Raw genomic sequence first — 9,116 nt, forward strand, 5'->3', positions numbered from 1 at the left:
TGCGCTGACCAGCGCACCCGTTGCCCGAGTGGGCATTGCGTCGAATAGGGGCAAGCAGATGGAACCGGGGCACACAGCGGCGGGGTCGGTGGCCGAGGGCACGCCGTTCGGGCGTTACCGGCTGGTGGAGCTGTTGGGTCGCGGCGGAATGGGTGAGGTGTGGCGGGCCTATGACACCGTCATGGATCGGGTGGTGGCACTCAAGCTGCTGTTGGCCAATGTCGCCGAGGATCCCGCCTATGTGGAGCGGTTCCGCCGCGAAGCCCACGCCGCGGCCAGCCTCGACGAGCCCCACGTCATCCCCATCTACGACTTCGGCGAAATCGACGGACGACTGTATGTGACCATGCGGCTGATCGAGGGCCGCGACCTACACGACGTACTGGCCCAGGGCCCCCTGGAACCCGCACGGGCGATCGCGATCATCGACCAGATCGCCTCGGCACTGCACGCCGCACACCGGGTCGGGTTGATCCACCGCGACGTCAAACCGTCCAACATCTTGATCGCCGAGCACGACTTCGCCTACCTGATCGACTTCGGCATCGCCCACGCGGCCGGGGAGGCCGGGCTCACCAGCACCGGGGCGGTGATCGGCACATGGGCCTACATGGCCCCCGAACGCCTCAACACCGGACAGGCCGACGCCCGCGCCGACATCTACGCCCTGGCCTGCGTGCTCTATGAATGCCTGACCGGCAGCCGGCCCTTCCCCGGTGACAGTCTCGAACAACAGCTGGCAGCTCATCTGGCGTCGCCGCCCCCACGCCCGTCGACACAAACCAACACGGTGCCGACGGCCCTGGACACCGTGATCGCCACCGGCATGGCCAAAGACCCCGACCAGCGCTATGCCACCACCATCGAGTTGGCCGACGCCGCCCGCGCCGCGATCACCACCCCGCTGCACCCACCGGCCGGTGCCGCTCAGCCCACCGCAGGCGCGACCGACGGCTCCGACACCCAACTGGCGCCGACCGGGGCCGCACCCGCCCTGCCACCACCGACACCGCTGGAGGTGACGCCCAGCCCGCCCCGGCCGAGGTGGCGCCGCCGCCGCGTCGTGATTCCCGCGCTGCTGGCGATCGCGGTGCTCATCGGCGGCGGGGTCTTCGCCGCCGTGAACGTCTCCCAACGCCACAAGCCGACCCCGGCCGCGCCGCCGCCAAATACCGGCCCCTTCACCGGTATCTACACCGCCAACTTCGGCCCCGAGACCGATATCGACGGGAAACCTTGGGAGGGTGCCGCGCCGGCAGCAATCGAAACCTGGGCGGTGCGCTCGGTGTGCCGACCGGGCGGGTGCGTGGCCACCGCGTCACGCCGCAGCGGCCAAGCCACCTCTGTGTCGACGTTGGTGTTCGACGATGTCGGCGGGCGCTGGCTGGCCGTCGGCCTCGGCTCAGGAACCTGCGACAATGCTCCCACCGAACGCTGGCGGGTGTTCATTTTGCAGCCCTATCCTGACGGCACCCTGTCCGGCGACTACACCTCGACGGCCAGCAACAACTGCAGCAACAAGCTGGCCGTGAGCTTCACCCGCACCGGCGACGTCGACGTCACCAGCCTGCCCGACCCGGCCGCCCAGCCGCCGCGGGTGGTGTCGGCGGCCCAAGCGCTGCACGGCCACTACCACGAGACGACAACTTTCGCGAACGGGCACAAACAGGAGGGCGACTACGCGGTCCGGACGGATTGTCTACGCACCGGCGATCGGTGCATGAGCTACTTCCACAACCCCGACGCTGCTAAGGCGCTGGTCTTCGGCGATGGAAAGTGGATCCGGGACTTCGATCACGACATGCCGTGTCGGGGCGGCGGCACGGGGCACACGAATGCCACCGCGCGGTATCCGCTGCCGCAACCGCCGCAGGATCCGATCACGCTGCTGATCGGGCACGGCCACCAGGAACAGACCGGCACCTGCGATGTCGGCTCCTGGGGTTTCGACGACACGTTTGTGCGCACCGGCGATTAGAGAGTCATCCCGTTTCCGGGGTTTCTGCTCACGAAGGCTGGCGGCGCAAGCGCAGCGGGCCCCGCCACAACGTGGACCCGTCATTTGCTGGCTCGTCGATTTCGGCCAGGCTTTCAGCATGAAGTCCGGGTCGCGGGGCGCTGTTTGCGGTTGCGATGGAATCGTTTCCGGCGAGCCGAGTGCGCCCGGTTATCGAACCCCCAACTGGCCCGCTTGTTCTACGTGACAAGTCGGTGCTAACCCCCGGTGCCGGCGTTGGTGATGCCGGTTGGCATGAACGCGTTGATCTCGGGCCACCACAGGTCGATGGTGCTGGCGGGGGTGAACCCGTGCCGTTTCGTCCAGCCCACGAAGCCGGGCTGGTGGTCATTCCGAGCATGTCACAGCCTTGAAATGGGGTGTCATTTCAGCGGCGAGTGAGCACCCTGGAATCGCTACGGTGGTGCGACCGCGCTGTGCCATCGTGGTTGTGTTGGTGGCGCGCACCCGGCCGGCGTGGTGGGACCAATGGTCTTGGCGGCCGGGGACAAGCGGCCCTACGCCGTGCCGCGACGCGGCACGAGAATCAGAAGCCCAGCAACCACTCGGGGATTCCGGTGACGGCGTTGATGGCTGCGCCGTCCAGCGCAACGGTTGGGCCGAGTGGGCATTGCGTCGGATGAGGGGCAAGCAGATGGAGCCTGGGCAGACACCGGCGGGGTCGGTGGCCGAGGGCACGCCGTTTGGGCGTTACCGGTTGGTGAAGTTATTGGGTCGCGGCGGTATGGGTGAGGTGTGGCGGGCCTATGACACCGTGATGGATCGGGTGGTGGCGCTCAAGGTGTTGTTGCCTAATGTCGCCGAGGATCCCGCCTATGTGGAGCGGTTTCGCCGCGAGGCCCACGCCGCGGCAAGTCTGGACGAGCCGCACGTCATCCCCATCTACGACTTCGGCGAGATCGACGGACGATTGTATGTGACCATGCGGCTGATCACGGGCCGCGACTTGCAAACCCTGCTGGCCCAGGGCCCCCTGGAACCCGCCCGGGCGATCGCGATCATCGACCAGATCGCCGCGGCGCTAAACGCCGCGCATCGGATCGGGTTGGTGCACCGCGACGTCAAACCGTCCAACATCTTGATCGCCGAGCACGACTTCGCCTACCTGATCGACTTCGGCATCGCCCACGCGGTCGGCGAGACCGGGCTGACCAGCGCCGGCGCGGTGATCGGCACCTGGGCCTACATGGCCCCCGAGCGCATCAGCACCGGCCAGAGCGATCCCCGCGCCGACATCTATGCGTTAGCCTGTGTGCTCTATGAGTGCCTGACCGGCAGCCGGCCCTTTCCCGGCGAGAGTCTCGAACAACAGATCACCGCGCATCTCACCACGCCGCCGCCACGCCCGTCGGCGCAGAGCAGCACGGTGCCGACGGCCCTGGACACGGTGATCGCCACCGGCATGGCCAAAGACCCTGACCAGCGCTACCCGACCACCATCGAGTTGGCCGACGCCGCGCGCGCCGCGATCACCACCCCGCTGCCCCGGCCGGGCCCCCCGCCGCCGCCACCGCCGACCCTGCCCGCACCAGGTGCCGGCCTGGACGGCGGGCCACGGTGGCCGCCTGCTGCTGGCGGGGGGGACGGCAACGCCTGGGGTGTGGGTGCGGGGTCGACTGCGGCACCCACCCAACAGCGCTTGTTCACGGGTCCGGCCGGGGCGCCCGCCATCCCCGGCGCGGAGCAGGTCGGCGCGGGGGCTACCGGCGGGCCGGCACGCGGGCGGCCTTCGACAAGGAAGTTCATCTGGGTAGCCGCGGCCGCAATCGGTGCAGTGGCGATGATCGCGCTCATCGTGCTCATCGCGTTCCGTGCGGCGGCTCCTGGCAACAAAGGCAGCACCGCCGGACCGGCCCTCACCACCACGGCAACGACGCCCAGCACCGCCGGGCCGGCCCCCACAACCACGGCAACGACGCCCAGCACCGCCGGGCCGGCCCCCACGACCACGGCAACGACGCCCACGTCTTCACCGGCGTCGTTGACCGGCAAGTGGTCCGGATCCGTGCATGGAGACCAGGCCGGCTTCGACGTGGTCGCCGACATCAGTGACGGCGCATCGCTCACCGCCGCCGTCAGCTACCCGCAGCTCAACTGTGGCGGCACATGGACCCAACACGGCTCGGCAGGGAATGGAGTGCGGTTCGTGACGGAACGGATCACGTACGGCCCCTGTGTCGCGTCGGAGGTCACACTCACTCCACAGGCCGACGGCACTCTCTACTTCACCTCCACGTACTACTCGGCAAAACGACAGCGCAACTTCACCATTTACGCGACCCTGCGCCGTTAGCCGAACGGGTAACTGGCCAACCGCCGTCTCGCATGGCCCGACCGGTAGGCCGCTGGCCAACATCCGTGTGGGACAGCTTTGCTTTGCCAGATCGGGCGCACACAGCTGGGTGACCATCAAGATCGAGGGCTGGGGGCTCGGCCCGATCTGGGATGCGAATTCGGGCTCAGTTGACCGGGACGTCGAGTATGGGGCGTTCGACGAAGGCGCCGGGGCCGTCGAAATGCCACCACTCACCGGAGTACGCCGTAAACCTGCCAGCGGTCATGGCGGCGCGTAGCCGGGCCCGGTTCGCTTGTGCTTCCGCGCTGATGCCCTCCGTTGCGAAGGCGAAAGCGCGGGGCCAGAAGTCACCGAAGTCGGTTCCCACGTCGATGAGACAAAGTTTGCCCACCTGCCGCTCGGGCGCGCATTTGTCTTGCACGCTGGCGGCATCGGGTTCGTGTTCTGCATCGTCGGACGGGATCACCGTCCAGTATCCCTCGCCGACGACTCACCGCAGCTGGCAAATATGCCTACGCCGACTGTATTCCTACGCCGACTGCCGATGACAATTACGAATAGACGCATGACACCTCGATGCGATCGGCAGCCCATGCACTTCCCCTGCGCTCAGAACGAATACACATTCTTGATGCTCACGAACATGCCGTGGCCGGTGCGGTCATTGACGAACCGGATGCCGGTCTCATCGGGGTAGATCGTCCAATTCCCGTGGTGGTAGGTCTGCCCGTCGACCAGGGCGGTTATGGGTTCCCCGACGTTAAGGTTGAATTGTTCCCAGTGGAATGTGCCGTCCCCGGTGGTCACAGGGAATCCGCTACCAGCCGGCTCTGCTTGCGTGAACTGTCCTTGGCAGGCAACCTCATCGCCGGCCAAGGTGGGGTCGGGTGCGACCGCGCAGACCATGTTGTGGGCTTGGGTGTCGTAGTACTCGGCGGCTGCTGTGGCCGGCCAGAGCAGCGCTGATGCGGCCATCAGTCCGGCGCAGTACTTGGCGATGGTTCGGGTGGTCATGGTGGTGTCCCTTCCATGGAGTGCCCGGAAACGAACGCCACGGTCAGCGGACCGCCCAGGATGGCGAATGCGCGGCTCGTTGCCCTGCCCGTGCCAGACCCAGCAATCTCTGATGCTCATCAATGCTAAATGCCCGTACACCGGTGTCTTGCTGGTTCCGCAACCATTAGCAGTATCCGGCGACGCGTCTCGCCGGCTGATGGTTGCTGATGCCCGGCATTAGCATCTCTGTGCCCAGAGTGCCCTAATGGCCGCGGCCTCATGAGCCACAATCATTCGAGTTATGCTGGCGCTCGGATTCGCGCACAGCGTCCCTATTCTGTTGCGGTAGCGTCGAATTCGCCCTTGCTAGCCCCTCGTCGATTAGTCGTAACTGTGAGCGAGACCAGACGGGATATTCCCCGCGACATGCGGGTGAGGTATTACACGTCGATGTCGACCCCAGTGCCGACCGCTCGGTCACGATCACGCTCTGCCACCACCCTCAGCGCTACGAACTCGACTGGGACACAACAGATCACGGCCGCCAGGACTGGGGTGACTGAGCAGCGCCAGCAGTGGAGCACCGCGACGTGGGCACCGAAGTCCACGAGCACGTTCGATGAGGTCGCCGACCATCGGCTGACGATGCGCGAAGCGGACCCGTCGATCGGGCCTAATACCCTCCGCGCTGATCGCGAGTCGCTGGCCTACGCGCACCGGGCGTTCCGCGCGGTGCCGGTGCAGAAGCTCACGCCGCCACGCTGGCCGTGCCCCATGGGAACTGGGCACTACGGACTCTCGCCATCCCGGATCGTGTGGGAGACGTAACAACTCTGCGCGGAGCCGCCGCCGGTCCGCACGCGGGCCGGCGAATCAGGTACGGAAGTGCTTGTCCGGCTGAAATACTGACCGGGTGATCCCGTCTGACGAATCCGAAGCCCCTGGCGAGGAGGAACAGGCGGCCGCGCTGGGTAAACGCTCACGGATACTGCTAACGGTGCTGGCGGTGATCGCTGTGATTGCGGTGATCGCCGCGGTAGTCGGCTTCGTACAGGTCCGGCAAGCCAAGCGTGAGACGGGCCGGATATTCCGCGAGGCGACAAGCCTTCGGCTGGTCGCCGAGGCCCAGTCGATGCTGGCTCATACCCGTTTCGAAGGTGATGTGCGCGCCTTCCAACAACTGGTTGTGGCCCGGCGACTTGCTCAAACGCCCGATGACGGTCCATTGCGCAAGGCATTGGAAGAGAGGATGAACACACTCAAGGTCATCCAGACACCTCGTCCGAGTCCGCCGCGTCCGTTTGACCTAACCGGGGTGAATTCCGTGGCGTTCAGCCCCGACGGCAAGCGCATCGCCTCCGCCAGTGTCGGCGACACCACGGTGCGGCTGTGGGACGCCGGGACCGGTCAACCGGTTGGCCAGCCACTGACCGGCCACACGGGCCAGGTTCTCAGCGTGGCGTTCAGCCCCGACGGCAAGCGCATCGCCTCCGCCAGTAACGACGACACCGTACGGGTGTGGGACGCGGCCACGGGTCAGCCCGTCGGCCAGCCGATGATCGGCCAAGAGAGCCTTGTAGGCAGCGTCGCGTTCAGCCCCGACAGCGAGCGCATCGCCTCCGCCAGCGACGGCGACACCGTACGGGTGTGGGACGCGGCCACCGGCCGACCCATCGGCCAGCCGATGACCGGCCACACGAAGGTAGTGGACAGTGTGGCGTTCAGCCCCGACGGCACACGCATCGTCTCCGGTAGCGCCGACAAGACGGTGCGGGTGTGGGACGCGGCCACCGGCCACCCCGTCGGCCAGCCGATGACCGGCCACACGGACTCGGTGGAAAGCGTGGCGTTCAGCCCTGACGGCACACGGATCGCCTCCGGAAGTGAAGACACCACCGTGCGGGTGTGGGACGCGGCCACCGGCCACCCCGTCGGCCAGCCGATAACTGGCCACACCGACTGGGTGAATAGCGTGGCGTTCAGCCCCGACGGCACACGGATCGCCTCTGCCAGTTGGGACACCACCGTGCGGCTGTGGGACGCGGCCACCGGTCAGCCCGTCGGCGCGCCGCTGACCGGCCACACGGGCCAGGTTCTCAGCGTGGCATTCAGCCCCGACGGCAAGCGCATCGCCTCCGGCAGCTTAGACGCCACCGTGCGAGTGTGGAGTACGGATACCGGCCCACCTGTCGGCCGGCCGATGACCGGCCACACGGGCTCGGTCGAAAGCGTGGCGTTCAGCGCCGACGGCAAGCGCATCGCCTCGGGCGGTGGGGATGTGCGGCTATGGGATGCCGACACCGGCCAACCGATCGGCCAGCCGATGACTCATGACGGGGTGTGGAGCGTGGCGTTGAGCCCCGACGGCAAGCGCATCGCCTCCGGCGGCGGCGACTACAAAGGCGGCACGGTGCGGTTGTGGGATGCCGACACCGGACAACCAGTCGGCCAGCCAATGACAGGGCACGCGGGGACCGTGCTGAGCGTGGCGTTCAGCCCCGACGGCAAGCGCATCGCCTCCGCCAGTATGGACCGCACCGTGCGGGTGTGGGACGCGGCCACCGGCCGACCCGTCGGTCAGCCGATGACCGGCCACACGGGCGAGGTAAACAGTGTGGTGTTCAGTCCCGACGGCAAGCGCATCGCCTCTGGCGGTTCCGAGCTTGCCGTCGGATATTCCGGCGCTGTGCGGGTGTGGGACGCGGCCACCGGCCAACCCGTCGGCCAACCGATGACCCTCTATGAGGGCGGGGTGGTGAGGGTGGCGTTCAGCCCCGACGGCAAGCGCATCACCTCCGGGAATTCGAACGGCACCGTGCGGGTGTGGGACGCGGCCACTGGCCAACCCGTCGGGCAACCGGTAACCCTCCACGACAGCGGGGCGCTGCTGAGCGTTGCGTTCAGCCCCGACGGCAAGCGCATCGCCTCCGGCAGTCAAGACGACACGACGGTGCGGCTGTGGGACGCGGGCACCGGCCAACCTCTCGACCAGCCGCTGACCGGCCACAGGGCCGAAGTACGCAGTGTGGCGTTCAGTCCCGACGGGAATTTCCTCGTGTCCGGCAGCGACGACAAGAACCTGCGCCTGTGGCTCGCGTACCCCGATGCCGCGGCCGCATTGTGCGCCAAGCTCACCACAAACATGAGCCACCGGCAGTGGCGGGACTGGGTGTCACCCGACATCGACTACATCGAAGCCTGCCCGGGACTGCCCATTGCTGCCGATGGCTGACACCCGGCGCAAGGCTTCTTCCAAAAACTCACCGCCCAACCGTTGTTCGGCGTGTTCTCGGTGCCGACGGCTCTAGCTCTGCGCGTTGAGGCGCATCACGCAGCGTGCCAGGATCGCCACCACACTGCGACATGACGGGGGGCTCGCATCGTGAGAACGGCGGACCGGGCGAACCCGCTTGTGGTGAGCTGTGAGTTCGATCGGGTAACCCGGGAATCGCTACGGGCGGGCGGCGCTGTGCCATCGTGGCTCGGTTTGTGGCGCGGGCCGTCCCGGGTTTTGGGACCAATGCTTCTGGCAGCCGGGGACAAGTGGCCCTACGCACAGCCTCGACGCGGCACGAGAATGAGAAGTCCAGCTGGCGTTGATCGTTGCGGTGATCAGCGCACCGGTTGCGGCGAATTTCGTCGAATAGGGGCGAGCGGATGAAACCTGGGCAGACACCGGCGGGACCGGTGGCACAGGGCACGCCGTTCGGGCACTACCGGCTGATCGAGCTGTTGGGTCGCGGCGGGATGGGTGAGGTGTGGCGGGCCTATGACACCACCATGGATCGGGTGGTGGCCCTGAAGGTG

The 9,116-nt window shown here is 67.2% G+C and carries 5 protein-coding genes and 1 pseudogene; 4 read left to right on the forward strand and 2 right to left on the reverse strand.

The window, feature by feature from the left end; translation table 11 throughout:
* Nucleotides 1-58 precede the first annotated feature (58 nt).
* Together A5678_RS12095 and A5678_RS27520 are read left to right on the forward strand one after the other, a co-directional pair.
* The gene (locus A5678_RS12095) at nucleotides 59-1,978 is read left to right on the forward strand and encodes a serine/threonine-protein kinase (RefSeq protein WP_068042576.1); all 1,920 of its coding nucleotides are present in this window, start codon (nucleotides 59-61) and stop codon (nucleotides 1,976-1,978) included.
* A gap of 673 nt (nucleotides 1,979-2,651) precedes the next feature.
* The gene (locus tag A5678_RS27520) at nucleotides 2,652-4,310 is read left to right on the forward strand and encodes a serine/threonine-protein kinase (protein ID WP_082945525.1); all 1,659 of its coding nucleotides are present in this window, start codon (nucleotides 2,652-2,654) and stop codon (nucleotides 4,308-4,310) included.
* Between the two features lie 166 nt (nucleotides 4,311-4,476).
* Here A5678_RS27520 and A5678_RS12105 read toward each other — a convergent pair.
* Nucleotides 4,477-4,740 (reverse strand): annotated as a pseudogene (locus A5678_RS12105) (M15 family metallopeptidase); the annotation flags it as partial.
* A gap of 182 nt (nucleotides 4,741-4,922) precedes the next feature.
* A complete protein-coding gene (locus tag A5678_RS12110; protein WP_068042577.1) occupies nucleotides 4,923-5,327 on the reverse strand; it encodes a hypothetical protein in 405 nt (134 codons plus the stop codon).
* Between the two features lie 537 nt (nucleotides 5,328-5,864).
* Here A5678_RS12110 and A5678_RS12115 point away from each other — a divergent pair.
* Both A5678_RS12115 and A5678_RS12120 read left to right on the forward strand, forming a co-directional pair.
* A complete protein-coding gene (locus tag A5678_RS12115; protein ID WP_068042579.1) occupies nucleotides 5,865-6,137 on the forward strand; it encodes a hypothetical protein in 273 nt (90 codons plus the stop codon).
* Between the two features lie 85 nt (nucleotides 6,138-6,222).
* On the forward strand, nucleotides 6,223-8,541 hold the full coding sequence (locus A5678_RS12120) for a WD40 repeat domain-containing protein (protein WP_068042581.1): 2,319 nt from the start codon (nucleotides 6,223-6,225) through the stop codon (nucleotides 8,539-8,541).
* Nucleotides 8,542-9,116 lie beyond the last annotated feature (575 nt).

It is taken from the genome of Mycobacterium sp. E2733 (assembly GCF_001667585.1).
Lineage (GTDB): Bacteria > Actinomycetota > Actinomycetes > Mycobacteriales > Mycobacteriaceae > Mycobacterium.